General features: G+C 41.8%; 27 protein-coding genes. 14 read left to right on the top strand and 13 right to left on the bottom strand.

Translation table 11 applies throughout. The features are described 5' to 3' along the window. The 3 genes from BMY21_RS14325 to BMY21_RS14335 are packed head-to-tail and all read right to left on the bottom strand — an operon-like array spanning window position 1 to window position 3008. Window positions 1-1146, bottom strand: coding sequence for a hypothetical protein (locus BMY21_RS14325; protein ID WP_074645371.1), 1146 nt, complete (start codon window positions 1144-1146; stop codon window positions 1-3). Continuing rightward, window positions 1143-2348, bottom strand: a complete 1206-nt coding sequence (locus BMY21_RS14330; RefSeq protein WP_074645373.1) for a 4Fe-4S binding protein — start codon at window positions 2346-2348, stop codon at window positions 1143-1145. The genes BMY21_RS14325 and BMY21_RS14330 overlap by 4 nt, the downstream gene beginning before the upstream one ends. A 15-nt stretch (window positions 2349-2363) precedes the next feature. Further along, the gene (locus BMY21_RS14335; protein WP_074645375.1) at window positions 2364-3008 is read right to left on the bottom strand and encodes a sulfite exporter TauE/SafE family protein; all 645 of its coding nucleotides are present in this window, start codon (window positions 3006-3008) and stop codon (window positions 2364-2366) included. A 428-nt stretch (window positions 3009-3436) separates the two neighbouring features. Here BMY21_RS14335 and BMY21_RS14340 point away from each other — a divergent pair, with 428 nt between their 5' ends. Both BMY21_RS14340 and BMY21_RS14345 read left to right on the top strand, forming a co-directional pair. Next, window positions 3437-4246, top strand: a complete 810-nt coding sequence (locus BMY21_RS14340; protein WP_074645377.1) for a prephenate dehydratase — start codon at window positions 3437-3439, stop codon at window positions 4244-4246. Window positions 4247-4377: 131 nt separating this feature from the next. Beyond that, window positions 4378-5406 carry a 3-deoxy-7-phosphoheptulonate synthase gene (locus BMY21_RS14345; protein ID WP_083379885.1) on the top strand — a complete coding sequence of 343 codons (1029 nt, stop codon included), beginning with the start codon at window positions 4378-4380 and terminating at the stop codon, window positions 5404-5406. Here BMY21_RS14345 and BMY21_RS14350 read toward each other — a convergent pair whose 3' ends face one another. Further along, a complete protein-coding gene (locus BMY21_RS14350; protein WP_074645381.1) occupies window positions 5407-6021 on the bottom strand; it encodes a DUF2271 domain-containing protein in 615 nt (204 codons plus the stop codon). Window positions 6022-6325: 304 nt separating this feature from the next. On the opposite strand from BMY21_RS14350, the gene BMY21_RS14355 reads away from it, so the two are divergent. From BMY21_RS14355 to BMY21_RS14370, 4 genes are all read left to right on the top strand, one after another. Beyond that, the gene (locus BMY21_RS14355; RefSeq protein WP_074645383.1) at window positions 6326-6886 is read left to right on the top strand and encodes a tryptophan transporter; all 561 of its coding nucleotides are present in this window, start codon (window positions 6326-6328) and stop codon (window positions 6884-6886) included. A gap of 38 nt (window positions 6887-6924) precedes the next feature. Further along, complete coding sequence (locus tag BMY21_RS14360; protein ID WP_074645385.1) at window positions 6925-8652, top strand: ABC transporter ATP-binding protein; 1728 nt, start codon at window positions 6925-6927, stop codon at window positions 8650-8652. 79 nt (window positions 8653-8731) lie between these two features. Beyond that, the gene (locus BMY21_RS14365) at window positions 8732-9514 is read left to right on the top strand and encodes an energy-coupling factor transporter transmembrane component T family protein (protein ID WP_074645387.1); all 783 of its coding nucleotides are present in this window, start codon (window positions 8732-8734) and stop codon (window positions 9512-9514) included. A 19-nt stretch (window positions 9515-9533) separates the two neighbouring features. After that, a complete protein-coding gene (locus BMY21_RS14370; protein WP_074645389.1) occupies window positions 9534-9932 on the top strand; it encodes a PaaI family thioesterase in 399 nt (132 codons plus the stop codon). Window positions 9933-10028: 96 nt separating this feature from the next. On the opposite strand, the gene BMY21_RS14375 is transcribed toward BMY21_RS14370, so the two are convergent. Continuing rightward, window positions 10029-11309, bottom strand: a complete 1281-nt coding sequence (locus BMY21_RS14375; protein WP_074645391.1) for an O-acetylhomoserine aminocarboxypropyltransferase/cysteine synthase family protein — start codon at window positions 11307-11309, stop codon at window positions 10029-10031. Window positions 11310-11942: 633 nt separating this feature from the next. Here BMY21_RS14375 and BMY21_RS14380 point away from each other — a divergent pair. The 8 genes from BMY21_RS14380 (at window position 11943) to BMY21_RS14415 (ending at window position 19303) form a co-directional block, all read left to right on the top strand. Beyond that, complete coding sequence (locus tag BMY21_RS14380) at window positions 11943-14048, top strand: glutamine synthetase III family protein (protein ID WP_074645393.1); 2106 nt, start codon at window positions 11943-11945, stop codon at window positions 14046-14048. Window positions 14049-14150: 102 nt separating this feature from the next. Further along, entirely contained in the window at window positions 14151-14465 is a 315-nt protein-coding gene (ureA, locus tag BMY21_RS14385) for an urease subunit gamma (RefSeq protein ID WP_074645395.1), read from the top strand. A gap of 18 nt (window positions 14466-14483) precedes the next feature. Then, entirely contained in the window at window positions 14484-14801 is a 318-nt protein-coding gene (gene ureB / locus BMY21_RS14390; protein ID WP_074645397.1) for an urease subunit beta, read from the top strand. 11 nt (window positions 14802-14812) lie between these two features. After that, window positions 14813-16540 carry an urease subunit beta gene (gene ureB, locus BMY21_RS14395; RefSeq protein WP_074645399.1) on the top strand — a complete coding sequence of 576 codons (1728 nt, stop codon included), beginning with the start codon at window positions 14813-14815 and terminating at the stop codon, window positions 16538-16540. A 21-nt stretch (window positions 16541-16561) separates the two neighbouring features. Beyond that, entirely contained in the window at window positions 16562-17122 is a 561-nt protein-coding gene (locus BMY21_RS14400; RefSeq protein WP_074645401.1) for an urease accessory protein UreE, read from the top strand. Continuing rightward, complete coding sequence (locus BMY21_RS14405) at window positions 17079-17792, top strand: urease accessory protein UreF (protein WP_177177769.1); 714 nt, start codon at window positions 17079-17081, stop codon at window positions 17790-17792. Before BMY21_RS14400 ends, BMY21_RS14405 begins: the two co-directional genes overlap by 44 nt. Window positions 17793-17821: 29 nt before the next feature. After that, complete coding sequence (gene ureG, locus BMY21_RS14410) at window positions 17822-18433, top strand: urease accessory protein UreG (RefSeq protein ID WP_074645405.1); 612 nt, start codon at window positions 17822-17824, stop codon at window positions 18431-18433. A gap of 18 nt (window positions 18434-18451) precedes the next feature. Continuing rightward, complete coding sequence (locus BMY21_RS14415; protein WP_074645407.1) at window positions 18452-19303, top strand: urease accessory protein UreD; 852 nt, start codon at window positions 18452-18454, stop codon at window positions 19301-19303. 112 nt (window positions 19304-19415) lie between these two features. Here the strand turns inward: BMY21_RS14415 and urtE are convergent, their stop codons facing one another. The 8 genes from urtE to BMY21_RS14455 all read right to left on the bottom strand — a co-directional run bounded on the left by urtE (window position 19416) and on the right by BMY21_RS14455 (window position 25645). After that, window positions 19416-20111: an urea ABC transporter ATP-binding subunit UrtE gene (urtE, locus tag BMY21_RS14420; RefSeq protein ID WP_074645409.1), complete on the bottom strand. Its 696-nt coding sequence runs from the start codon at window positions 20109-20111 to the stop codon at window positions 19416-19418. Continuing rightward, window positions 20104-20952, bottom strand: a complete 849-nt coding sequence (urtD, locus tag BMY21_RS14425) for an urea ABC transporter ATP-binding protein UrtD (protein WP_143064249.1) — start codon at window positions 20950-20952, stop codon at window positions 20104-20106. Before urtD ends, urtE begins: the two co-directional genes overlap by 8 nt. Next, window positions 20949-22100, bottom strand: coding sequence for an urea ABC transporter permease subunit UrtC (gene urtC, locus BMY21_RS14430; protein ID WP_083379888.1), 1152 nt, complete (start codon window positions 22098-22100; stop codon window positions 20949-20951). Before urtC ends, urtD begins: the two co-directional genes overlap by 4 nt. Window positions 22101-22110: 10 nt before the next feature. Continuing rightward, window positions 22111-23016 (bottom strand): urea ABC transporter permease subunit UrtB, encoded by a 906-nt coding sequence (gene urtB / locus BMY21_RS14435; RefSeq protein WP_074645411.1) that lies wholly within the window; start codon window positions 23014-23016, stop codon window positions 22111-22113. Between the two features lie 148 nt (window positions 23017-23164). Then, complete coding sequence (gene urtA, locus BMY21_RS14440) at window positions 23165-24361, bottom strand: urea ABC transporter substrate-binding protein (protein ID WP_074645413.1); 1197 nt, start codon at window positions 24359-24361, stop codon at window positions 23165-23167. A 139-nt stretch (window positions 24362-24500) separates the two neighbouring features. Further along, window positions 24501-24779, bottom strand: coding sequence for a hypothetical protein (locus BMY21_RS14445; protein WP_074645414.1), 279 nt, complete (start codon window positions 24777-24779; stop codon window positions 24501-24503). Next, complete coding sequence (locus BMY21_RS14450; protein WP_074645416.1) at window positions 24779-25138, bottom strand: hypothetical protein; 360 nt, start codon at window positions 25136-25138, stop codon at window positions 24779-24781. Before BMY21_RS14450 ends, BMY21_RS14445 begins: the two co-directional genes overlap by 1 nt. 147 nt (window positions 25139-25285) lie before the next feature. Continuing rightward, entirely contained in the window at window positions 25286-25645 is a 360-nt protein-coding gene (locus BMY21_RS14455) for a response regulator transcription factor (RefSeq protein ID WP_074645418.1), read from the bottom strand. Window positions 25646-25970: the final 325 nt, after the last annotated feature.

The following is a 25970-nucleotide window of genomic DNA, read 5'->3' on the forward strand; positions in this document are numbered from 1 at the left end:
CTATTGTAACACTTTTTTTGCTTCTTGCAATGAAAGAAATGCATTTGAATCTTTTCCGCACTTCTGATAACACTCATAAGCCATTACATAACAGTAGGCTTTTAAGTTTATGTCATCAGTAAGGGAAACAATGCGGATAAAGTTTTCAGCACCGCTTTCTGATTTTGCAAAAACCTGTTCCGGTACAGAAGCACTTACAGAGGCTCTTGTCAGAAGAGCTTCAATTTCGTCTGGCTTGTTGTAAGAAAGTTCTGCAGCTTTATCCATATATTCAAAACCTTTATTCACAAGGGAAACGGCAGACATGATATTTGACTGTCCGCCCTTTATTGCATAATACATTCCGTAATAAACCATGCTTAGATAATCTTCCGGATTTGCTTCCAGTTTATGGCTGTAATAAGAAAGACAGGCATCAATATCATCAGAAGAAGGTGCGTCTGAAGCTTGTGTTGTGAAAGTTTCTGCGGTTCTGCTTTGTGCATATAATTCTTTAACATGTTTTACATATGCAGCATTTTCTGCCTTTTCTTTCCTGGAGTTTTTTCTGACTTCCATGTTTACTTCCAGAGGTGATGATGTCGCGCTCTTATCGGCTTCTATATAGTGATAAGTTTTTTTAGCTCCAAGGACTGTCTGTATTTTTTTATCCTGAAGAGGAATACGAAGCTTAATTGTAGAACCATTGTTTAATAAATAATATTCAGAGCTGCAGAGGTAAGTGCCGTTATTGTCATAAACTTTTCCTTCTCCGTCAGAGATTTGAAGTGCAATATCATAATCTGTAACAGATTCCGGCTCAGTGAACTTTATGTAAATCATAAGTTTCTGATTGCCGGCATCGCGGTTTTTAAACTCAAGCAGCAGCTGCCAGTATTCTGCGTTCTGCTGCCATTTTGCATTTGTTACAGGCTGATAAACTGTATATCTGACAAGGTCATAATTTTCTACAGGGGTAACAAAATCTCCTGCAATTTCTCCACCAGTATATGAGGGATGTACATGCAGGAAGGAGCCGACAAAACTCGTCATAGTCGAAGAAAAAATAAAGAATAATGCAATTCCAAAAAAGCAGGTAAATACAGCTGTCAGTACATGATATTTATGGCTGATGGCAGCAAAAATCTCTTTTACAGTTTTATTCATTTTGCACCTCCTGAAATTAAAGCTGCGAGCGGACTGAAGATAATATTGAGTGTTTTAATCATAAATCCTGAAGACATGATTACAGAAAAAGTAAAGGCTGCAAAACGGAAGAGCTGTGCCGGATGAAGAAGTTCCTGAATAACACGTCCGAAATTTGTCTTTGGAGCTGATGATTTTGAGCCGCAGTTACAGCCACCTTTTTTAAGATTGAAGCGGAAATCATAAGAGATTGCTTTGTTAGGACAGGCCTTAATACATTCTCCGCATTTTGCACAGGTGATTTCCGGGTGACCTTTTTTATCCTGAATTGTTTTGATATCGATGGCACAGAACGGGCATGCGGTTGCACACTTCATACAGCCCGAGCATTTGTCTGTATCAATCTTAATTTGGAAAATACTGAAGCGGTCGGTAAGAGATGCAAATGCTCCAAACGGACAGAGAGCACTGCACTGAGTTCTTTTCTTTGTGAGAATTGGAAGAACAACAACCAGGCCGATAAAAAGTCCGACAAACATAATGGTTGCAATCAGGCTTGGAATGGAATTAACAGGACTGTATTCAGTTACAAGTTTGAAAGGGCAGAACCATTCACAATAAGTGCAGGCAAGTTCGCATAAAGAAGAAAGAATTATAAACATGAAAAAGCCAAAACTGATTTCTCTGATTTCTTTATTTTTAGGAAGCAGATTTATTCTGCGCTTTTTTCCGATGTGTGAAAAACCATCTTCCCAGCCACCGTAAAAGCATACCCAGCTGCACCAGCCGCGGCCGATAGTAATTGTGCAGATGAACCAGATTAAGAACATACTTGCAACGGCTGCGTAGTGTCCTGAGATTCTTGCAGGGAAGATAATTGATTTTGTAATCATAAGAGGAACGAGTACCTGTGGAATTGCAATGTGACAGAATGGCAGTTCTGAGTTACTCATTGCCTGATTTGTGATTGCCATGCTTCCGCGTTCAGCAAGTAAGTCAGTGATGAAAGCAATACAAAAACCAACTGCGAAAACAGTCTGGAAAATACGGCGGTAGATTACTCCGCTTCCGGCTCTTTTGCGTTCAGAAAAGGTCATCCTTGCGTAAAGGAAGAAAAGAAAAGCGGCATAAATAATTGCTGCCAGTGCAAAATTATTCATCAGAATAACAAAGAAGAAAATTATAAAAAACATTAAGCTGCTTAAAATAATACTTGAAATCATAATAGCTCCTTTTGATTAACCAAAAATCAGAGGCTGAAGGCCAAGAAAATATATAAAATAGATGCTTATAAAAAATTGTGCGATTCTGGAAATCTTTCTGATGATACCGACTCTCTTTGTGATAAACGGAATGCCAAGCAGCGGAATAAAAAACGGCAGGGTTCCAATGTAGAAAAATACAAAGTAGAAAAGTCCAGGAAGTCCGTGGCCACCAAAAATTGAACGAGTCATTGCTGTCCAGAGCGGAGGACAGATATGGAGTCCAACGGCAAGGCCTGCAATTACGGCGGTTACCCAGTCGTTACCGATATGACGGAGTTTTTGAACTCTGCAGCCGTTGTGTGAACAACCCCATGGAAATCTTACTCCGAGGGAATTACACAGGAGAATGAGTCCGCTGAAGATGTATGCAAAGAGTGAAAGCTTTCTTGCGAAAACCGGATCAATGTAGTCGTTTACGAGATAGCCTAGGCCAGCGAAAACTGTACCTAGAATAAAATAGGTTACGAGGCGTGCAGCGAGAAAAGCGCCTGTGAGGCCGGCGTTGCGTTTATAGCCTGGGTTTTCTGTGCCACATAAGAACGGAATAAGAACTGGACCGCAGTACATTGAACAGTAGGTGCCGGTTGATGCGCCTAATAAGATTGCTTCTAAAATCATGGTTGCTCCTTGAGGTGTGATTTACACCGTCATGCTGAACTTGTTTCAGTATCTGTTCTCATAATAAGGGCGGTTAGTTTTGCGCACAATATGGTTTTGGGCAAGATGCAGGAATGGGGTGGTGAAATGCATAAGTGCGGGGTGAAAATAAGAGCTTGTGGTCTAAGAAATTGCCGGGCGTGGGGGGATAACAAAAAATTATGTTTCTATGAATAATAACATATTGACGAAGTTTTTATGTTTCGCTAGTATTTCAACAATGATTTTTGGAATTTCTTTTTTTACATTTGCTTTCTTCTCATTTTTTGCCTTTTACTTTTTTGGCAAGAGATGCGTCGTACGAAAAGCATAGAATGTAGAAAATACAGCTGATACAAAAAGCGGTTCTATCTTTTCGGGTAGAGCCGCTTTTTTTTTGCGGAGGTTTTATGAAAATTGCATATAGCGGAATCGAAGGCGCGTTCGCTCACATTGCGGCACGGAGGATTTTCCCCGAGCAGGAGCTGCAGTCTTATGGAGATTTCCGCTCGGCTTATGAAGCAGTGGAGAAGGGAGAGTGCAATTACGCCGTTCTTCCGATAGAGAATTCCTATGCCGGTGAGGTTGGCCAGGTTACAGACCTTATGTTTCAGGGCTCGCTGTTTGTGAACGGCGTTTATACGCTGAACGTTATGCAGAACCTGCTCGGGGTCAGGGGCGCTCGCTTAGAGGGGGTGCGGAAGGTTGTGAGTCACCCGCAGGCTCTGGAGCAGAGCGGGGATTTTATTGCGGCGCACGGGTATGTGACGGAGCCGGCGGTGAATACGGCGCGGGCAGCGAAGATGGTAGCGGAACTCGGTGACCCTAGCGTCGTTGCAATTGCGAGCGCGGACACTGCAGCCTTGTATGGACTGGAAATTCTTGAGCCTGGCATAAATGGTCATCAGGACAACTCAACCCGCTTTGCAATTCTTTCAAAAAATGAAGGTGAACGTGTAGAAACTGGTTCAGATAATAATACTTTCATCTTGATGTTTGCAGTAAAGAACGAAGCGGGCGCTCTGGTAAAGGTTTTGAACAAGCTTGGTGAGTTCGGTTACAACATGAGTGTAATTCACAGCCGTCCGCTCAAAGGACTGGCCTGGAGCTATTATTTTTACATTGAGGCAGAGGGAGAGTTTGGCACCGAAGCCTATAAGCAGATGATTTCTGAAATGGAATACAGATGCAGTAAATTAAAAGTTTTAGGGAGGTTTTAAAGGGGTTTTAGGGGCTATGCCCCTAGGAGAGAGGGTAGCGACCAACGAAGTGGGCGCGCAGGGGGAGACTTCCCCCTCCTTCCTGGAACCTAGCACCTGAAACCTAAAACCTGATTATGGAGGTAAGTGAAATGAATATGCAATTCGAAAAAAGATTAGCAATCCCAGCGGAGGTAAAGGAACAGTATCCGCTCTCGGGAAAAGTTGGAAAAATAGTTGAGGAACAGCGTGCTGAACTTCGTGCTGTTTTTGAGGGCCGCTCAGACAAGCTGCTTTTGATTCTCGGCCCTTGTTCTGCGGACAACGAAGAGGCTGTAATTGATTATATGAATCGTCTCGTTCCTGTTCAGGAAAAGGTAAAAGATAAAATCATGATGGTGCCACGCATTTACACAAACAAACCGCGCACCACAGGCGAAGGCTATAAGGGAATGCTTCATCAGCCGGATCCAAAACAGAAGCCGGATCTTTACAAAGGAATTGTTGCTTGCCGTCACATGCACATGCGTGCTGTAGAAGAAACTGGCTTTATCTTTGCAGACGAAATGCTTTACCCGGAAAACTATCAGTATCTTGATGATGTTCTTGGTTACGTTGCAGTTGGGGCGCGCTCAGTAGAAGACCAGCAGCACCGTCTCACAGCCAGCGGTATCGAGGTTCCTGTAGGAATGAAAAATCCGACCAGCGGCGACTACGCAGTTATGATGAACGCAATTCTCGCGGCCCAGCATCCTCACACCTTTATCTACCGTGGCTGGGAAGTTCACTCAGAAGGTAACGAGCACTGTCATGCAATTCTCCGCGGTTCAACAGATAAGCATGGTGTAAATCAGCAGAACTATCACTATGAGGATCTGGTTCGTCTTTGTGATGCTTACGATAAACGTGAACTTAAAAATCCGGCCGTTATCATTGATACTAATCACTCGAATTCTAACAAGAATCCGTTTGAGCAGCCTCGCATCATAATGGATGTCCTCAATTCATGCCGCCATAGCGACCGTGTAAACAAACTCGTAAAAGGCTTCATGATTGAAAGCTACATCGAAGACGGCTGCCAGAAAATCGGTGAAGGCGTGTACGGCAAGTCAATCACTGATCCATGCCTTGGTTGGGAAAAAACTGAACGCCTGATCTACGACATCGCTGACAAGTTGTAATTAATTGGCCTTCACAGCCACAGCCTTTACAATTTTACGGGCTGTGGTGAGTTCGACTGGAACAGGATGGATATTTCCATCACTGCCATCTATTGCGCCGGTGCCGGAAAGTTGCAGGAGAATTTCACCTTCTGAGAAATCGGAGGAGATGTCGGCAATATAAACAATTGACGGCTGGCCGTTTACGCCGCTGTTTTTCTTGGTGTAGTTTTCGTTGTAGTCGAAGCTGGTGTTGAACTCTGCGCAGATACGACAAGCGGCTTCTCCAATATCAGCATTGAAAATGATTCCACCTTTTGGGGTTGCGCTTGTAACTGCGTCAAGTTCATTTTCTGTTTTTGCGGCTTTGTTTTTTGATTTATGATACCAGACCGGTAGTGATTCCGGGCGGCCTTCTTTTGGACTCATTCTCCAGTTCTTTTTGCTGGCTCGCTGAGTTACATAAAGAGTCCGAATAAAATTTCCATTTTCATCTTCCAGCCAGACTGAAAACTGCGGTTCACTTTTCTGCTTCCAGCATTCGCCGGCGCCAACTGAAATTGTAACTTCCTTTGCAAAAAGCATTGAAGTTATAAATATCATTCCAAGTGTGATTAATGCGATTATTTTTTTCATAATTATTTCTCCAGTTTCTTAGAAATTTTTTCAGAATGTTTAAAATATTTTGCTGAAAAAAACTTTCATCCTCAAATATTTGTATCTTATTATTATAACAGATAAAAGAGTATGAAATGTCAGCTTGAACAGCAGAAAAGATCTTTTTTATCGAAAATTTATGAAAATTTCCCAAATTTATCATTTTTTTTAATGTTACTATTGACAGTAACGTAAGTTAATGTTACTGTTAATAGTAACGAGAGGCGAGAGATGCCACTCAATTTTTCATGAAAAAAATCTACTTTAAACAGAGGAATCTAAAATGGAAAAAAGAGAATTAGCTCAGACAGAAAAAAAAGGCATCAGCCTTCAGGACCTGCTCCTTACAGCAGTATTACTTGCAGCCGGCGCAGTACTTAAGTTCTTCGTTGGAACTTTCATCAACTTCTTTGGAATGAAACCAAACTTCATTATCGCAATGTACTGTATGGCAATTGTTTTGATCAGACCAAAGGTATACTACAGCCTGATTATCGGTATTATCGCTGGTGCTATCTGCCAGTTCTTCCCTGGAACTCCTTACCTGAACTTTGCTTCTGAAGCAGCAGGTGCTCTTGCAATGGGTCTTTTGATTTTCATCCCAGCTAAGTCAAAAGGAATGAAAATTGGTCTTGCAGCAATTACAACTTTCGTAAGTACAGTAATTTCTGGCGGACTTTATACAGTTCTTCTTTTTGTATTCATCAAATCAGATCCTTCTGCAATGGCAGCTTATGTGCCTATCGTTCTTGGTACTGCAACTTTGAATGCTATTATCGTAGCTGCACTCTACGTACCACTTATGAAAGCACTCAAGAAAGAAATCATTGAAGAAGAAAAATAGGATCCTGAAACAAGTTCAGGATGACGGGACTGGAAATAATGATCGAAATACAGGAACTGACATTCAAGTACGCCGGAGCAAAGAAAAATGCTCTGGACAAAATCTCGCTGGAAATTGAAAAAGGCGGATTCGTAGGAATCATCGGCGAGTCTGGTGCGGGAAAGACAACACTTTGTAACTGCATCAACGGGCTTATCCCGCATCACTACACCGGAGATTTTTACGGCAGTGTTAAGGTTGATGGAACCGACACCTTTGATATTAATGCGGGAAAGCTTGCCTTGAAGGTTGGCTCTGTATTTCAGGATATTGAAAGTCAGATTACCGGATATTTTGTAGAAGACGAAATTCTTTTTGGTCTTGAAAACTTTGGTATTCCGGCTGATGAAATTGAAAGCCGTATCACTTCTTCTCTAGATACTCTTGGAATCGGCGAGCTTCGTCACAAAGAGATTTCTTCTCTCAGTGGCGGACAGAAGCAGAAGGTTGTGATTGCGGCTATTCTTGCGCTCGAACCGGATATTCTTGTTCTTGATGAACCTACCGGCGAGCTTGATCCTGCTTCTTCGGTTCAGATTTTTGAGATGCTTAAAAAGCTCAACGAAGAAAAGGGAATTACAATTGTAGTAGCAGAGCAGAAGATTATGCTGCTCTGCGAATTTGTAAAAAAACTTATTGTTCTTGAACACGGCACCTGCGTTCACTATGGCGAAATCAGAAGTACCCTTACACATCAGCGCGAAATGGAAGAGGCCGGAATTAACTGTCCCCGCGTTTTGACTCTTACTGGTAAGATGGTAGCCGAAGGACTTGCTCCTGCTGGTATGAAGCCTGAAGACAGAATCTGTTTGAATGCAGAAGAAGCTGCGGAGTTTGTACGTAAGGTGACTGGCAAGAAACTTGTTGCTGATGATAAGGCGGTTGAAACTGCCGACATCTCCAAGCCGGCCGAGAACACAGAAAATTCAGATGTCGTCCTCGAGTTTGCGGGTGTCGGCTTCTCTTACAACGAAACTGCCAATGTTCACGACTTAAATGTAAAAGTTCATAAAGGAGATTTTATCTCAATCATCGGATCAAACGGTGCTGGAAAATCAACTTTCTCAAAACTTACAAACGGACTTCTTAAACCAAGCGTAGGCGACGTACTCGTGCTTGGCGAAAATACAAAAAAACAGAAGGTCAGCGCACTTGCAAAGCACATCGGCTTTCTTTTCCAGAATCCGGACCGCCAGATCTGTTGTGCTACAGTCCGTGAAGAAATTGCCTTCAGTCTTCGTAACAACGGAATCGCAGAAGACGAAATTAAAAACCGTGTCACTAAGACACTTGAAGAGTTCGGTTTCGACGGCGACACAGAGCCGTTCAATATGAGCCGCGGTCAGCGCCAGAGACTCTGTCTTGCCTGTCTCATCGCACTTAATCCGGAAATATTAATTCTTGATGAACCTACAACTGGTCTCGATTACCGCGAGTGTATGGAAGTGATGAGCAGAATCCGTGAACTCAATGCAAACGGAACTACAGTAATTATGGTCTGCCACGATATGGAAGTTGTTCTCGACTTTGCAAAAACTGTCATCGTTATGAACCGTGGTGAAATCCTTGGTCAGGGTGAAACCCGCCAAGTTCTCAGTAACAAGGTGCTGCTCAGTAAAGCCCGCCTTCTTGCTCCACAGATTGCTCAGGTTGCAATGCTGCTCGGCGACAGCTTCAGCGGTGTTTTCACAGACGACGAAATGATTAAGATTATAAAATCACTGTGATATACGGCCACGTCAAGGCACGCTTCGCTCAGGGCCTTGACATGTCCGTTTATCAGGTTTTAAGGAGTATAAACCTGCTATGAAAGGATTTCTCGATTATCTTCCAGGAAGCTCAGTGCTTCATAAAATGCATCCCCTCGTAAAAATATTTGTTTCAATTTTGATTTGTGCAGCTTCGTTCTGTTCTGCAAATCCATTCTTTTTGATTGGTGTAATTGTTTTCAACGTTTTGATGGCTGCAGCTGGTAACGCAGGGATTGTCCATGGCAACGGCCTTTTAAAAAGAACACTGGGTATCCTCAAAGGACTCATCAAAATGTCAATCTTCCTGTTTGTCCTTCAGGTGCTGGTAATCCGTCAGGGAGATCCAATTCTAACAATCGGTAGTTTTTATATTACAGGTGTTGCAATTCAGAAGGCTCTTTTGCTTGTGCTTCGCCTTATGGGAGCTGCTCTTCCGCTTTCAATTTTAATTTCGGTAACAAACCTCAACGATCTTTCAAATACAATGGTAAAGTATCTGCACATTCCGTACAAATACGCTTTTACCTTTACAAGTGCAATCCGCTTTATTCCGATTTTCTCAATCGAGATGAGCGGAATCATCGAGTCGCAGCAGGCACGTGGTGTAGACTTTGAAGTAAAAAATCCTTTCAAAAAGATTGGAATGATTCTGCCACTCTGCTTCCCGCTGCTTATTTCTTCAGTCCGCAAGATTGAGTCGACAGCAACTGCAGCAGAGCTCCGCGGCTTTTATCTCCGTACAAGAGCCTGCTGTACAAAATCATACAAGGTACATTTTCGTGACATCGTGTTCCTTTTGCTTGGAGCAGCTGTTCTCGCAGGCGGAATTATTTTGTAAATAGTGGTAGATTAAACTTATGACAGATTTAGAAAAAGCCCGCGAGTTTTTTGGCGGTGACCTTTATGCAACAGAAACAACAGGAATTGTAATTGATGAAGTAGGCGAACATTATGCCCGCTGTTCAATGGAAATAACACGTAAACATCAGAATGCTTACGGCGGAGTAATGGGCGGAGCAACCTTTACGCTCGCAGATTACACCTTTGCCGTTGCCTCAAATTTCAATCAGCCGCAGACTGTTTCAGTTACAAGTCAGATAAACTTTATCGGAATGGCAAAGGGTACAAAGCTGATTTCAGAATCGCGCCTCATCAAAGACGGACGTTCTACCTGCCTTTACGAAATCGACATTACCGATGATCTCGGAACAAAAATTGCTTTCGTAACAATAAGTGGAATGAAACTCGTAAAATAAGCGGGGGCGTTACGGGGGTGGCAACCCCCGTTGGGTGGGGTAGCTCGCAACAACGTGCGAGCGAAGGGCGGGGCTCCGCCCTCCTAAGAAATTCTTTTAGATTGCCGCAAATCCGTTTTCAAGATCTGCAATGATATCATCAATATGTTCAGTACCAATTGAAAGACGGATTGTGTTCTGAGCAATTCCCTGATCAGCAAGCTCTGCATCATTGAGCTGACTGTGTGTTGTAGAAGCCGGATGAATAACCAGAGACTTAACATCAGCAACGTTTGCAAGCAGGCTGAAAATCTTAAGATTGTCGATAAACTTCCATGCTTCTTCACGGCCGCCCTTAATGTTGAAAGTGAAAATTGAACCACCACCATTAGGGAAGTATTTCTGATAAAGTGCATGGTCTGGATGATCAGCGAGAGAAGGGTGATTTACCTTTTCTACCTTTGGATGCTTGTTGAGGAACTCTACAACCTTCTTTGTGTTTTCTGCGTGACGGTCAAGACGGAGGCTCAAAGTTTCAACACCCTGCAAAAGAAGGAATGCGTTGAATGGGCTGATTGTTGCACCAGTGTCGCGAAGAAGAATTGCTCGGATGTAAGTGACGAAAGCTGCTGGTCCAACTGCGTCGTAGAAAGAAACTCCATGATAGCTTGGGTTTGGATCTGCAATCTGAGGATAGTTTCCGCTGGCCTTCCAGTTGAACTTTCCGCTTTCAATAATGATACCGCCGAGAGTTGTTCCGTGACCACCAATGAACTTTGTAGCAGAGTGAACAACGATATCAGCACCGTGCTCAAATGGACGGATAAGATAAGGTGTACCAAAAGTATTATCAACTACAACTGGAAGTCCATGTTTATGAGCGATTTCGGCAATTGCATCAAGATCAGGAATGTCGCTGTTTGGGTTACCCAAAGTTTCAATATAAATTGCGCGAGTATTTTCTTTGATTGCACCTTCTACTTCAGCAAGGTTGTGAGCGTCTACGAAAGTTGTTGAAATACCATACTGTGGAAGTGTGTGCGCGAGCAGGTTGTATGAACCACCGTAAATTGTTTTCTGTGCAACAATGTGTCCGCCGTTTGCAGCGAGAGCTTCGATTGTATAAGTGATAGCTGCAGCACCAGAAGCAAGAGCAAGGGCAGCCGAACCGCCTTCGAGAGCCGCTACACGTTTTTCAAGAACATCCTGAGTTGAGTTTGTAAGACGTCCATAAATATTTCCAGCATCAGCAAGTCCAAAACGGTCTGCAGCATGTTTTGAATTATGGAATACATATGATGTAGTCTGATAAATTGGTACTGCGCGTGCATCTGTTGCAGGATCTGCACTTTCCTGTCCAACGTGTAACTGTAATGTTTCGAATTTATAATTTGCCATAATGATACCTCTGTAATAATTTTTTAGGAGGGGAAAGCCTTCCCCTGCGCGCCCACTTCGTTGGTCGCTACCCCTTCTCCTAGAGGGCTTCGCCCCCTAAGACCCTTCATGTTATTTTTGGGAATGTGATTAAATTAGTGCAAACTACAAGTTTTGCGAAGCAAAACCTGGTAAGTTCGCGAAGCGAATGTCACAGCAGAGACGCATGACTCCGTTGCGGAAATTTTCACGGACTAATTTTTCGAAATAGATTTTCATTCCTGCGCCTCCTGTTTAAGATTTGACTTAAGAATTATCCCTACTGTTTTAGTAGGTAACTCCTTTATACAATGCTTTACCTACTATGTCAATAGGGAATTGTTTTTTTTCAAAAAAAATCAGAAAATATTAAATTCGCTTGACAATTTTTTTTTGAAACTGTATAACAAAACTATCAAACGGCAATGAGGTCGCAGAAATGGTATTTCTGCGACCTTTTTGTTTTAACTAACGCCGGAATGCGCACCGTAAGACATCAACGGTGTGGCGCCGGCACATTTTGGATATTATAGCAAAGGCGCAATAGACTGTTCCTGGAGGACGCTCCGGGAATAAACTATTGCGCCTTTACTTTTTTAATAAGGAGCATAAAAAATGGATGAAGTAACACCAATTTTTGGCGAGAACGTTTTTAATGAAACTGTTATGAAAGCTCGTTTGCCTAAGGAAACTTACAAACAGCTTATGAAAACTATTGAGGGCGGCGAAAAACTCGACGCATCGGTTGCTACTGTTGTTGCTAATGCAATGAAAGACTGGGCTATCGAAAAAGGCGCTACTCATTTTACACACTGGTTCCAGCCACTTACAGGAATCACTGCCGAAAAACACGACAGCTTTATTACTCCTACAAGTGATGGAAAAGTAATCATGGAGTTCAGCGGTAAGGAACTCGTTCAGGGGGAACCAGATGCTTCTTCTTTCCCAAGTGGAGGAATCCGCGCTACATTCGAAGCCCGCGGTTATACAGCATGGGACCCAACAAGTTATGCCTTCATCAAAGACGGCACTCTTTGTATTCCAACAGCTTTCTGTTCATATACAGGTGAAGCTCTTGATAAGAAAACTCCATTGCTTCGCTCAATGCAGGCAATTTCAAAACAGGCTGTTCGCGTACTTAAACTTTTTGAAGGAAATGAAGCAGTTACAAGTGTAAAAACAACTGTAGGTCCAGAACAGGAATACTTCCTTGTAGACAAATCAGTTTACGACAAACGCGAAGACTTGATTTATACAGGCCGTACACTTTTTGGTGCTAAAGCTCCTAAAGGACAGGAACTTGAAGATCATTACTTTGGTATGATTAAACCTCGTGTTCAGGCATTCATGAAAGACTTGAACAAAGAACTGTGGAAGCTTGGTATCCTTGCTAAAACAGAACATAACGAAGTTGCTCCAGCTCAGCATGAGTTGGCTCCAATCTTCTCTACAACAAACCTTGCCTGCGATCACAACCAGCTTACAATGGAAATGATGAGAAAGATTGCTGCAAAACATGGAATGGTTTGTCTTTTGCACGAAAAACCATTTGCCGGCGTAAACGGAAGTGGTAAACATAATAACTGGTCTATTTCTACAAATACTGGAAAGAACCTTCTTGATCCTGGTGCAACACCAGATCAGAATGCACAGTTCCTCCTCTTCCTCTGTGCAATCATTAAGGCTGTTGACGAGTATCAGGATCTTCTCCGTATCTCTGTAGCATCGGCTGGTAACGATCACCGTCTTGGAGCTAACGAGGCGCCTCCAGCAATCATCTCTATCTTCCTTGGAGATGAACTCAGCGCAATTCTCGACAGCATCGAAAAGGGCGTTCCTTACGGAAAACACGAAAAAGAAAAAATGCAGATTGGTGTTACTGTTCTTCCTGACTTCAACAAGGATACAACAGATCGTAACCGTACTTCACCATTTGCTTTCACTGGTAATAAGTTTGAGTTCCGTATGCTTGGTTCTAACGAATCAATCGCATGTGCAAACGTATTCTTAAATACTGTTGTTGCAGAAGAACTTTCACAGTTTGCTGATATTCTTGAAAAATCAAAAGACTTCAAGGGTGATCTACATGACCTCATCTTGAAGACAATCAAAGAGCACAAGAGAATCATTTTCAACGGAAACGGTTATGATGATTCCTGGGTTAAGGAAGCTGAAAAGCGCGGACTTTACAACCTCAAATCTACACCAGAAGCTCTTCCACACATCCTCGACGAAAAGAACGTTAAGGTATTCGAAAAGTTTGGTGTATACAGCAAGGTTGAACTTACAAGCCGCTTTGAGATTCATAACGAAAACTACTCTAAGATTATCAACATCGAAGCTGAGACTATGCTCGAGATGGCAAACAAGTTCATTCTTCCAGCTGCAAGCAAATATGCAAACAAACTGGCAGAAACAATCAATCTGAAAAAAGCTGCCTGCGGCGAGTGCGATACAACTTACGAAAGCTCTATGCTCAAAAAGGTTTCTGCACTTACAAGCAGCATCTACAGCAAAACAGACAAGCTTGAAAGCGAAGTTCTTGAAGCAAAGAAAACTGCAGATGCAGGCGACTCAAGCAAGACAGCATTCTTCTACCGCGAGCATGTATTTGCTGCAATGAACGAACTGCGCCTCTGTGCTGATGAACTTGAAACAATTACACCAAAAGAATTGTGGCCATTCCCAAGCTATGGTGATTTGTTGTTCTCAGTTCGCTAGAAAAAATAAATAGTTCTCTTTTTAATTAAATGGTAATGGAGCCGTAATCTGCAAAGTTTACGGCTCCATTTTTTTTGTCTTAGTGGATTTGGAGATTTAATAATGAAACTTACACCCAGGGAAACGGAGAAACTTCTTTTAAGTTATGCAGGGCTTGTTGCTCAGAGGAGAAAAGAACGCGGTTTAAAATTAAATTATGTTGAAGCAGTGGCCTATATTTCTTCGGAACTGATGGAACTTGCACGCGATGGAAAGACAGTAACAGAGCTTATGCGTGATGGAGCAAAAATTCTTACAGTAAATGATGTTATGGATGGAGTTGCTGACATGATAAATGAAGTTCAGGTAGAGGCAACTTTTCCTGATGGAACAAAACTTGTAACTGTTCATAATCCAATACGTGAAACTGCAGTTTAAGTTATAAGTGGAGGCGGTATGAAAATTGGTGAAATTATTTCCTGTAATGAAAGCATTGTTTTGAATGAAGGACGAAAGACTATAAAACTCACTGTACAAAATTCCGGAGATCGTCCGGTGCAGGTTGGTTCTCATTTTCATTTCTTTGAAGTAAATAAATGTCTTTCTTTTGATAGACAGACAGCCTTTGGTTATCGTCTGGATATTCCTTCCGGAATGTCTGTGCGTTTTGAACCTGGAGAAGAGAAGACTGTTCAGTTATGCAGCTTTGGCGGAAAATCAGAAATTTATGGATTGAATAATCTGACATCCGGAAAAGCAACGCCCGTAGTTTAGGGAGGACACAAATGAGTTTTACAATTGACGGAAAAAAATATGCTGCAATGTACGGACCTACAACCGGGGACAAAATCCGTCTTGCGGATACAAATCTCATAATTCAGGTAGAAAAGGATTTTACTGTATACGGCGACGAAGCAAAATTCGGCGGCGGTAAAACTCTTCGCGATGGAATGGGGCAGTCTGTAAATACAACAAGAGAAGACGGCGATCTTGATCTTGTAATTACAAACTGCATTATTCTAGACTATACCGGAATTTATAAAGCAGACATAGGAATAAAAGATGGAAAAATAGCAGGAATCGGAAAAGCCGGTAACCCCGACACAATGGACGGAGTTACTCCGAGTATGACCGTAGGTGCAGCAACTGAGGCTCTTGCAGGAGAGGGCCTCATTGTTACGGCCGGCGGAATAGATACTCACATTCACTTTATTTCTCCAGAGCAGGTAGGTACGGCACTTTGTTCTGGGGTTACAACGATGATTGGCGGGGGAACCGGCCCGGCTGATGGAACTAATGCCACTACCTGTACTCCGGGAAAGTGGAATCTTGAAATGATGATTAAGGCTGCAGAAGATTTTCCTATGAATATCGGCTACCTAGGAAAAGGAAATTGCTCTAATAAACAGCATCAGAGTGAACTTGTTGCTCAGATTAAAGCGGGTGCCTGCGGACTTAAGATTCATGAAGACTGGGGAACGACTCCTGCTGCAATTGACGCCGCTCTTACAATTGCAGATCAGTATGATGTTCAGGTTTGTATTCACACAGATACTTTGAATGAAGCGGGCTGTGTTGAAGATACGCTCAAGGCAATTAACGGCCGAACGATGCACACCTATCATACTGAAGGAGCGGGCGGTGGACACGCACCTGATATTTTGAAAGTTGCCGGCCATCCGAATATTATTCCGGCTTCTACAAACCCGACAATGCCGTTTACTGTAAATACTCTGGACGAGCATCTTGATATGCTGATGGTGTGTCATCACCTGGATAACAAGATTGAAGAGGATGTTGCATTTGCTGATTCACGTATCCGTCCGGAAACAATTGCGGCTGAAGATGTACTTCATGATATGGGTGCGCTTAGTATTATGAGCAGCGACTCTCAGGCAATGGGACGTATCGGCGAAGTAATTACCCGCACCTGGCAGACAGCTCACAAGATGAAAGAGGAGCGCGGGGCTTTACCGGAAGATTCTGCAGAAAACGATAACTTCCGTGCAAAGCGTTATGTTTCTAAGTACACAATTAATCCTGCAATTGCTCATGGTATTTCTGATTATGTTGGCTCTATTGAAAAAGGAAAGGTTGCAGATCTTGTTTTGTGGAATCCTGTTTTCTTTGGAGCAAAGCCTGATATGGTGATTAAGGGTGGGGCAATTATTCTTTCTAAGATGGGAGATTCAAATGCATCGATTCCAACCTGCCAGCCGATTTATTACAGAAATATGTTCGGCTATTACGGAAAGGCAAAATATATGACCTGTCTTACTTTTATGTCGCAGGCAGCAATTGATGAAAAACTGCCGGAGAAACTTGGACTTCAGAAGATTTGCCTTCCGGTAAAGAACTGCCGCGGCATTGGTAAAAAAGATTTGAAGTTTAATGATGCGCTACCTGTGATTGATGTGGACCCGGAGAATTATCATGTTACGGCTGATGGACTACCGATTGTTAGTAAGCCTGCGAAAGAACTGCCGTTAGCCCAAAGATATTTTATGTTCTAGAAAGGCAGGAAGGAAGACAAAATGATTTATACAAAAATAATTGGAAAGCTCAGCGGTGCAGAGTTTAAGGATAAGCCTGTAGACTACGTTGATTTTGAGTGGCATGAAACTTACTCAAAGCTTCACAGAAAAACTTCTCGGGATGGGCGCGATGTTGCTGTGAGCCTGGATGATTCAATTTTGAAAATTGGAATTAAGTCTGGTGATGTTTTTGGAGTTGATGAAGACGGCACTGTAATTGCAGCTGATGTTTTTGCGACAGATGTGCTTAGTGTAAAAATAGAAAATCCAGATTTCTTTTCAACTGCGAAAGTTGCTTACGAAATTGGAAACTGTCATGCGCCGCTTTTTGCAGGCAAAGGGGATAATGAACTTATCACAATTTTTAATGAGCCTATGCAAAAGCTTTTGGAAGACCTTCATGGAATAAAGCTTAAGGTTGAGAAGCGGAATGAAAAACTTGATTTCTCAAAACAGATTTCGTCGATTGTAGGCCACGGCCACGGTCATGCACATTCGTACGACCACGAGCATTCTCATGAACATTCTCATGAACATGGTCACTCGCATGGCGAACATTGATTTTGAACTTTTGCAGCTAAATGACTCAACATTCCCCATTGGAGCTTACACGCTCTCGTGGGGGCTTGAGACTTTTGTTCAGCAGAAAATAATTTGTGACAGTCAGACGGCACTGTCTTATCTTGAGTCAGAAATTACTTCCAGCTTTTTGAGTAATGAACTTTTGCCGGTAAGACTTTCTTATGAGTATGCGGCGAAGGGGCAGCTGGATAAAGTTTTTGAGATTGATGAGATTTATAATGCTGCAAAAAATGCGAAAGAAATCAGAGTTGGAAGTAAGAAGATTGCGGCGCGTTTTTTTAAGACGGTGAGTTTGTGGAAGAGTGGTGGGGAAGGCAAGCCAGAGGAGATGTTAGAGAAGCTTTCACGCCTGAGTCACTTTCCCGTGATTTACGGAGCTTACTGTGCTTTAAAAAAAATCCCCGTGGAAGACGCGCTCAAAACTTTTTTGTACAGCCAGTTTTCTGCGCGCGTAACGACACTGGTTAAACTGATTCCACTTAGTCAAAATGAGGGACAGAAAATCCTTCATTCGCTTTTTGAGGATTTTGACCAGATACTTTTGGATGTAGAAAAACTCGGAGAAGATGATTTATGCCGCTCGTGTCCATCAAGCGAAATCCGTGGAATGCAGCACGAGTATTTATACACAAGATTATATATGAGTTAGACCGACGTACGGTACTACGAGGAGTTCTTATGCGTTTTACAAAAATTGGAGTGGCAGGTCCTGTTGGTTCTGGAAAGACTGCCCTTGTTGAGGCTTTGACCCGACGCCTTGCAGACAAATATTCTATTGGTGTAATTACAAATGATATTTATACAAAAGAGGATGCGGAGTTCCTGGCTGCACATTCGGTTCTTCCAAAGGAAAGAATTGTGGGGGTAGAAACCGGAGGCTGTCCTCACACAGCAATCCGCGAAGATGCTTCAATGAATCTTGAAGCTGTTGATGAACTTAAAGCCCTCTTCCCTGATATTGAACTCATGTTCATTGAAAGCGGCGGCGATAACCTTTCTGCAACTTTTTCACCAGAGCTTGTTGATGCAACAATCTTTGTAATTGATGTTGCAGAAGGCGATAAGATTCCGCGAAAGGGCGGCCCTGGAATTATGAGAAGCAATCTTCTTGTAATCAATAAAATTGATCTGGCACCTATGGTTGGAGCAAGCCTTGAAGTTATGGCCCGCGATTCAAAAGAGATGCGTGGGGACAAGCCTTTTGTTTTTACAAATATCAGAAGCGGCGAAGGAATTGATGATGTAATTGCGTTCCTCGACAAGTACGTGTTTTTTACAGACTTGCAGTAGACTGTCGCCACACAGCTTATGAATCAGTTTGCTCATGTTTCCAGATTTGAAATTACTGCCTCGCGCGCAGTTTCTGGGAAAACTTTTATTGAAGACAGTTTTTTTACCTCACCTTTTAAAATCATGAAGCCCTTTGCTCAGGATGATGGCAGCATCGCAGTCTTTCTTCAAAGTGCAAGCCCGGGAATTCTTGCAGATGATACTCAGATTCACAAAATAAAAGTGAACAGGCGAGCAGGGGTAGAAATCAGAAGTCAGTCTTTTGAAAAGATTTTTAAGATGGATGAAGGAAAATCTGCTGAGAGGAAAATTACAGCAGAGGTGGCAGAAGATGCAGCGTTGATTTACAGACCTCTTCCGTGCATTCCTTTTTCTCAAAGTAATTTTTCTTCAAGTACAGAAATCCTTCTTGCCGAAAACTCGCGCCTTATTTATGAAGACTGTATCTGTGCAGGTCGCGTTGCCCATGGAGAAGTTTATGATTTTACGCGTTATAAGAATCTCGTAAAAATTTACCGTGAAGGGCACCTTGTTTACCGCGATAATCTTTTCCTTGAAGGAAGTGATGGTCAGACTCACCCGGAACGCAAAGTTCTGCTTCAAGGAAAAACAATGTTTGCAAATTACACACATTGTGGCGGTATGCTGATATTCGGTTATTCAAAAATTACTGACATCAAAAAACTTCGTGCAACACTTGGCCTTGATGAAAAACTTTTATATACCGAAGAAAAAATGAAGTCAGATAATCAGAAAATCCAGATAGAAGTTAGTGAAAATGATTATGGTGATTTTATTATCAGATGCCTTTCGGATAGCGCAGAAAAAATTCAGAACCTGTTTGAACTTGTAAGAAATAGTTTAAGATAAAAATCAGAATCAGGAAAATTAAAAAAAGAAAGCCGCGAAAGGTCGTTATATTTTTACTTTTTACGAGGAGGTTATTTCGACCTTCCGCGGCGGAGTGTACATTTTAATTGTATCAGCCAATGGACATTTTAGACTGGATAAGCGCTGAGTTTGCTTCTTTTGTAAGGCCGCTCAGTGTGATGGAACCTTTGTCCATAACGTAATAGATGTCGCTTACATCCAGTACAAAATCAAGATACTGCTCAACAATCAGAATTGTAATTCCAAGTTCACGGTTTACTCTCTGAATTGAAGTTGCAATGTCTTCAATGATTGACGGCTGAATACCTTCTGTCGGTTCGTCGAGAATCAACAGTTTTGGATGCGAAACCAAAGCGCGGGCAATTGCAAGCTGCTGCTGCTGACCACCACTCAGGTTTCCGCCCTTTCTTTTCAGAAAGTCTTTTATGATTGGAAAGAGTTCAAAAATCTCTTCACCGATTTTTCCCTTTCCACCTTTTACTTCCAGACCAAGCTCAAGATTTTCTTCAACCGTAAGCTGAGGAAAAATTTCACGCCCCTGAGGAACATACCCGATTCCGAGTTCTGCTCTCTCGTATGTTTTTTTATTTATGATTTCCTTGTCATCAAAAAGAATACTTCCGCCCGTTGTTTTTACCATGCCCATAATACTTTTGAGCGTAGTGCTTTTTCCAACACCGTTACGACCAATCAGGCAGGCAACCTTTCCGTTTGGAACAGACAGACTGAGGTCAGGAATTATATTACTTTCGCCGTACCACGAACTAAGATTTTTAATTTCAAGCATCTTTCTTTAATTCTCCTTCAGATGAGTCTACGGTTCCGCTCTTATGGAACTTACCGCGGCCAAGATAAACGGCGCGGACCTTTTCATCTGCAAGCGCATCTTCTGCAGTTCCTTCAACAAGAATCTTACCTTCGTGCATTACGGTAACTCTGTCGGCTACTGCGCGCACAAATTCCATATCATGCTCAACAACGACAACTGCATATTTTTCAGAAATCTTTCTGATGAGCTGTCCGGTTTTTAGAGTTTCTTCCTTTCCCATTCCGGCAACAGGCTCATCAAGCAAAAGTACAACCGGTTCCTGCACCAAAAGCATTCCGATTTCCAGCCACTGTTTTTGCCCATGTGAAAGCGACGAAGCCTTTTCATTTTTTTTATCTGATAAGCTGATGAAGTCCAGAATATTTTCTATCTGCTCTTTCTGCTTATCTGAAATCTTAAAAAACAACGAACCCCACACGCTTTTGCTGCCCTTCAAGGAAATCTCCATATTTTCCCAGACCGTAAGGCTTGTGAAAACTGAGGGTGCCTGGAACTTACGGCCAATTCCCTCGGAAACAATTTCTGATTCGCTGAGTTTTGTAAGATCCATATTTACATATTTTCGAATACCGAGGTCCTTACCGCCGTGATAAATAATTTTTCCTTTTGAAGGGCGGGTTTTACCACAGATGATATCTAGCAGAGTAGTTTTTCCAGCACCGTTCGGACCGATAAAAAAATGCACCTTATGCGGCATGATTTTTGTAGTTACATCTGTGAGAGCCTTAAAACCTTCGAAGCTTACAGAAATATTATCAATTTCAATTACAGGAGTTACGTTGATATTTACTTCACTCATACTTGAGCCTCCTTTGGTGTTGCTTCAGTTTTTGCAGCTTTTGCTTTTTTGATTAGCAAAGTGATTTTACTTACTGCGTCTGTGAAAACTCCGGTGAGTCCTCTTGGCAGGAATAAAACTACAAGTACAAAAATTGCGCCGATAAAGTATGACCAGATTTCCGGGAAGTTTTCGCTTATCAAAGTTTTTGTTGTGTTTACAATGAAGGCACCAACTACGGCTCCTATCAAAGTTCCACGACCACCAACGGCAACCCAGATTGCCATATCAATTGAGTTTGAAATGCTCATTTCTGATGGAGAGATGATTCCACTGAATGGTACGAAAAGCGCGCCAGCAATTCCTGTAAAGAGAGCACTTAAAACGTACACGAAGGTTTTGTAAGTTGCGGTCTGGTAGCCGGAGAATCGGGCGCGGTTTTCGCCGTCGCGGATTGCTACGAGAACTCGGCCACACTTTGTTTTCATGATTTTTGTGAAAACAAAATAGGTGAGTACAAGGAAGGCGAGGGCAACGTAGTACCACATGTATTTAGCGCTCTTTCCGGCGATTGGCAGGCCGAAGAGTGTAGAGAACTCGGTGATTCCGTTTGTACCGCCAGTGTATGGTTGAAGGCCGATAAACAGTGTTACAAAAACCAGAGCTAATGCCTGTGACAGAATTGAAAAGTAAACGCCCTTAATTCTGTTCATAAAGGTCAAAAGACCAAGTACAAAAGCAAGCACTGATGGTACAAGAATAATCATCAAAACTGCTTCTGGTGCTGTTTTATAAAATTCCCAGAACCAGGGAAGGGTTGTTCGGCCGCTCCAGCTCATAAAGTCCGGGAGCTTTCCGTGGCTTGCAACAAGCTTAAGGTACATTCCCATTCCGTAACCGCCGAGTCCGAAAAATACTCCGTGGCCAAGGCTTAAGATTCCGGTATATCCCCAGATTAAATCTATGCTCAAAGCAACAATTGCATAGGTAATAAACTTACCTACCAGGCTTACTCTGAACGGTGAAAGGAAAAGCGGAAGTAAAGCAATTATCAAAACTACAATTGCAAAAGCCAGATTTTTTTTCTTTGCATTTAATCCGTCAATTGTAGGTGCATTGCCAAAAGAGGCTGATGTAAAAAGTTGTGATATTTTTGTGTTTATTCTCATTTGAGCCTCCTTACTCATCAAGTGCGCGTGAGTGAATTGTGAACAGTCCCTGCGGCTTTTTCTGCAGGAAGAGAATTACAAGAATCAGAACGATTGCCTTTGCAATGTTTGCTGAAGTTCCAAACTGAATTATTGCATTACTCATTCCGATTAAAAGCGCTCCGGCAATTGCTCCGGAAAGTCTTCCGACACCGCCAAGAACAACGACCATAAATGTATCGATGATGTAGTTCTGGCCGAGAGAAGGACCGACTGAACCAAGCAGACACAAAGCACAGCCTGCAACTCCGGCTAATCCTGAACCGATTGCAAAAGTGAAAGTGTCTATGCGGTTTGTTTTGATTCCAAGACACTGAGCCATTGCGCGGTTCTGCATTGTTGCGCGAACTTTTTTTCCGTATGAAGTTTTGTACATCAGAAGGTACATGAAAACCAGACACAGAATTACAAGTAAGATTATGAAAAGTCGTTTGTAGGTCATGGCAACACCTGCGATTTCGAAGTTGCCGTTGAGTACAGACGGAGAGCTGACGTTCACATTAGGGGCACCGAAAATTGATCGGGCAAGCTGCTGTAAGAAAAGGCTGATTCCCCAGGTTGCGAGGAGGGAATCTGTTTCGCGTCCATAAAGGCGCTTGATAACAAGTCTTTCAAGAACACAGCCGAAAAGTGCTGCTGCTAAAAATGAAAATACAATTGCCACCGGATAATAAAAGTCGAATGCGGATTTAGGCAAGAAAGCGATGAAAAAATTTTGTACGAGGAATGTTGTGTATGAGCCGATCATTATGAACTCGCCGTGAGCCATATTGATGACGCGCATCAGTCCGAACGTAACCGACAGACCTATTGCTGCCAGCAGTAAAATAGAACTGAGGCTGATTCCATTAAATAAAATTGTAAGAACTGTTTGCATAAAAATTGTCCTTAATTATTTGAGGGGACAGACGGGCATAGCCCGTCTGTGCGCATTTTGTAGGAGAATCCTAAACCGACCCGCTGCCGCAGCTCGGTTTTTAACGGATTTCCTATAAGAGAGGGGGGGACCTTCCCCCTCCTATATCCTACAAACCTTTTGCCCAGTCATATGTTGAAAGATATGGATCCGGCTTAACGGCACCGCTTGTTGCCCAAACTTCATCAATCAAACCTGTTTCATTAATCTTTCCGATTCTTACAGGCTTGTAGATGTGCTGGTTGTCTCCGTCGAGAGTTACTGTCCCTTCTGGAGCGGCAAAACTAAGTCCCTTTGCAGCAGCCTTAACTTTTTCTACGTCGAACGAACCTGCCTTTTCACAAGCCATTGCCCAGAGGTAAACTCCGATATAACCTGCTTCGATAGGATCGTCTGTTACACGCTTTTCACCATAAGCCTTTTTGTAAGCTGCAACGAATGCGCTGTTTTCTGGTGTTTCTGTTGTCTGGTAGTAGTTCCATGCAACGTAGTGTCCCTTAAGGTTTTCAATTCCAACACCGCCAACTTCCTCTTCTGCAATTGAGAAGCTCATTACAGGAATTGTTGAAGCTGTAATTCCGGCATCTGTAAGCTGCTTGAAGAATGCAACGTTTGAGTCACCGTTAAGGGTGTTGATGATACAGTCTGGTTTTGCTGCCTTAATTTTTGATACGATTGTTGCAAAGTCTGTGTGTCCCATTGGAGTATACTCTTCGCCGGCAACTGTACCGCCAAGGTAGTCGAGCTGAGCTTTGATGATTTTGTTTGCAGTTCTAGGGAATACGTAATCGCTTCCTACAAGGAATATCTTTTTACCAAACTTTTCTGTACAGAAATCTACGGCTGGAACTGCCTGCTGGTTTGGAGCTGCACCCATGTACATGATGTTAGGGCTCATTTCCATACCTTCGTACTGAACAGGGTACCAGAGCAAAGCTCCTGTTTCTTCTACAACTGGTTTTACAGCCTTTCGTGATGCACTTGTCCAGCAGCCAAAAATTGTTGCAACTTTATCGCTCTGAATAAGCTTTCTTGCACGTTCTGCAAAAATCTGAGGTTCAGAAGCACCGTCTTCCTGAACTACTTCAATCTGCTTTCCAAGAACACCGCCTTTCGCATTAATTTCATTTATAGCAAGGAGTTCTGCGTCTCTTACTGATGTTTCAGAGATGGCCATTGTACCGCTCAATGAATGAAGAATTCCAACTTTTACTGTTTTACCTCCATCTTTCTTTGCACAAGACGTAAGAAGTGATGCGCTTAAAAGTGCAACTGCTGCACCAACAAATAAATTTACCTTTTTCATAGTAATTGCCTCCAACAAAATAAAAAAAATAATTTATGATTTTTAATTAAAAAGGCGTCTGTTCTCTTTGCCAGCATAAGAAAACAGACGCCTTTGTCTTTTTTAAATTTTCAGTCTATATATTTTATAAAATATCTGATTAAGCAGGTTTTCGTTTTTGCAACAAGCTATGTGCAGCAAATACCAGAAGACCACTAATTAAAATTATGGCTCCAAGAATTGTGTCTTCAATACTCAAATCAAAAAAGCCTTCTCCGCCAAGTACCGAAGCAACTCCGTCTATGCTCCACATCAGGCTTGCAGCCCAGAACATAAGCATTGCCATAAATACACTTTTGTTTACATTTCCCTTTTTCTTATTCACAAAAAATGAAGCTGTAAAAACGATTGCAGTAATAGCTGTCATTATTAAACACATCAGAAGGCCCCCTTTAATTGAGGTTTCTGTGATTTTGTTTTTATGAAATATGAGGCCACTTCTGCAATGGCCCAGACAACAGTAACTATTGCTGCCATGGAAACTCCAACTGTTGACATTTCATGAAGCATCTCCGGAATATCTTCCGGATTTTTCATTGCTGTAAGAAATGGTGGATAAAGAACTACTTCTCCATGATAAATATGTTCAATAGCCAGAAGAAAACTTCCCCCGTAAAGCATATTATTAAGATGATCAAGTTTTGCTTTTATTACAGAATCTGCATTTTTCTTAAATGCGATTTTTTTAGCGACAGAAAGAATTATTCCTTCGGCCAGTGGAATTGTAAAACATGCCATGAGTTTATACCTCCTCGTATAGCTTCATGTCAAAAAAAGGGGCTGACATTTTGTGTCAGCCCCTTTGCTTAAACTTGAACCAACAATATTTATTTCCTGGAAAATTGTCAATCATAAAAAATGGAACTTTAGTTTGATTTTTGTTATTTAGTCCAGCTGAATATTATATACAAGATTCAGAAGCTGGGTTCTTGAGCTTACTCCTGTCTTATTAAAAATATTATAAATATGTTTTTTTACGGTTGAAATTGAAATTGCAAGACTTTCGCTTATTTCTAAATTTGTTCTGCCATCTATTAATTTTTTTATGACTTCTATTTCGCGATCTGAGAGAATATATTTAATTTGAATTGCAGGAAGTTTTTCGTCCAGCTTTTCAATTTTGTTGTTGTTTACCAGAAGCTTCAATAATTGATTTTCAATTTCTTCTGATGAAGAATTATTTTTTTTATTATATAAACTGATTAAATCGATTTTGATTTCTTCCCATTCTGAATTATTTAACATTTGGAACCTCTCAAAAATAAAAAAGTCTTTTCTGTAATATAAGAAAAGACTTCATTGCCGAAAAAAAATGGAGCTGTGAAAAGACACAGCTCCATTGCTAACTATGAAAGGCACAGTATCATTTTAAATTTTCTGTGTCAATGTATTGAGTTTTTTATAAATGATATAAGTTATATTTCTTTATAAGATGCAATTAAACTTTAGAATAATTAAAAAAAATTAAAAATTTATATTGACCTTTTTTTTTGAATTCATTATAAAGAAAAATAACTTAGACAAAGGCGTCGAAGAATTACCACTTCGACGCCTTTTTTTATTTCTGGCA

The organism is Treponema bryantii (assembly GCF_900111035.1).
Taxonomy (GTDB): domain Bacteria; phylum Spirochaetota; class Spirochaetia; order Treponematales; family Treponemataceae; genus Treponema_D; species Treponema_D bryantii_C.